The sequence below is a fragment of the Kitasatospora sp. NPDC085879 genome (genome assembly GCF_040686255.1).
In the GTDB taxonomy this organism is placed as follows: domain Bacteria; phylum Actinomycetota; class Actinomycetes; order Streptomycetales; family Streptomycetaceae; genus Kitasatospora.
Genome location: NZ_JBFBJZ010000200.1, coordinates 1 through 1,313, shown reverse-complemented (window position 1 = coordinate 1,313; position 1,313 = coordinate 1). Strand labels below are relative to the sequence as shown.

The window sequence follows — 1,313 nt, the reverse complement described above, 5'->3', positions numbered from 1 at the left end:
TGTCGGCGGCGGCTGAACCGTGACCCAGTTTGGGCGGTTGAGTTCTGACCCTCGCGTCGTCGGTGCTCGTGCTCAGTCGTTGTCGGTGGTGGGGACGCGACCGAGTTCGCGGCCCCGCATGCGGTAGGACTCGCCCTTGAGGGAGTGGACCTCGGCGTGGTGGACGAGCCGGTCGATCATGGCGGCGGCGACGGTCTCGTCGCCGAAGGTCTCTCCCCACCGTCCGAAGGGCTTGTTCGAGGTGACGATCACGCTGGCTCTCTCGTAGCGGTTCGAGACGAGCTGGAAGAACAGGTTCGCCGCCTCAGACTCGAACGGGATGTAGCCGACCTCGTCGATCACGATCAGCGGGTAGCGGCCGAGCTTGACCAGCTCCTCCTGGAGCCGGCCGGCCTGGTGGGCTGCGGCGAGGCGGTCGACCCACTGGGCGGCGGTGGCGAACGCGACCCGGTGGCCGGCCTGGCAGGCCCTCACCGCGAGGCCGGTGGCCAGGTGCGTCTTGCCGGTGCCTGGCGGCCCCAGAAAAACGGCGTTCTCCCTGGCCGCTATGAAGTCCAATGTTCCCAGGTGACCGAGCTGTTGGCGCGTCAGACCCCGCAGATGGGCGACATCGAGTTCCTCGATGGTCTTGATGGCGGGGAAGCGGGCGGCGCGGATGCGGCCCTCGCCGCCGTGGCTGTCGCGGGCGGAGACCTCGCGCTGCAGGCAGGCGACCAGGTACTCGGTGTGGGTCCAGGACTCGGTGCGGGCGCGCTCCGCCAGGCGCTCGGCGGCGTCCAGCAGCGCGGGAGCCTTCATCGCGCGGGCGAGGAACGCCAGGTCGGCGGCGGTCTGCCGGCCGGTGTGGGACGTCTGTCCGTCCGGCTTCGTCGTGCCGGCCGTAGTGTTCGAAGCAGTGCGGGCCATCAGGTGTCCTCCTTGCCGGCGCCGCCTTCGATGAGGGTGAACATGCGGTCATAGGAGCCCAGTTCGCGCTGTTCGACCTCGATGCCGAGACTGTCCGGGGCCAGGAGCGCGGCGCGGGCGGCATGCGCGCGGGCGGCCTGCTGGTGGATGACCTCGCCGCGCATGACGTTGGCCGCGGCGGCGTGCTCGGGATCGGTCAGGGTCTGGTGTCTGGCCCAGCAACGGCTGTGGCGGGCCACGATGTCGTTGCCGGCGGTGACGGTGATCTCCTCGGTGTCGGCACGGACCATGACGCGGTGGCCGATGGCACGGGGATGGACCGAGTAGTCGTTGGTGTCGACGCGGATGTAGTGGTCGCGGCCGATGCGGGTGTGGAAACGCCACCAGTGCGGCGGTGAGACGGGCGG

Annotated in this window: 1 protein-coding gene and 1 pseudogene; both read right to left on the bottom strand. The window is 70.1% G+C overall.

Features of this window, described 5'->3' with window-relative positions; translation table 11 throughout:
* Positions 1-72 precede the first annotated feature (72 nt).
* On the bottom strand, positions 73-906 hold the full coding sequence (istB, locus tag AB0P35_RS42150; protein ID WP_095871219.1) for an IS21-like element helper ATPase IstB: 834 nt from the start codon (positions 904-906) through the stop codon (positions 73-75).
* Positions 906-1,313: pseudogene (locus tag AB0P35_RS42145) on the bottom strand (IS21 family transposase); the annotation flags it as partial. The pseudogene AB0P35_RS42145 and the gene istB, both read right to left, overlap by 1 nt.

Coding starts and splice junctions, on each gene's coding strand:
- istB (WP_095871219.1), bottom strand. CDS start 906: ATGGCCCGCACTGCTTCGAACACTACGGCCGGCACGACGAAGCCGGAC.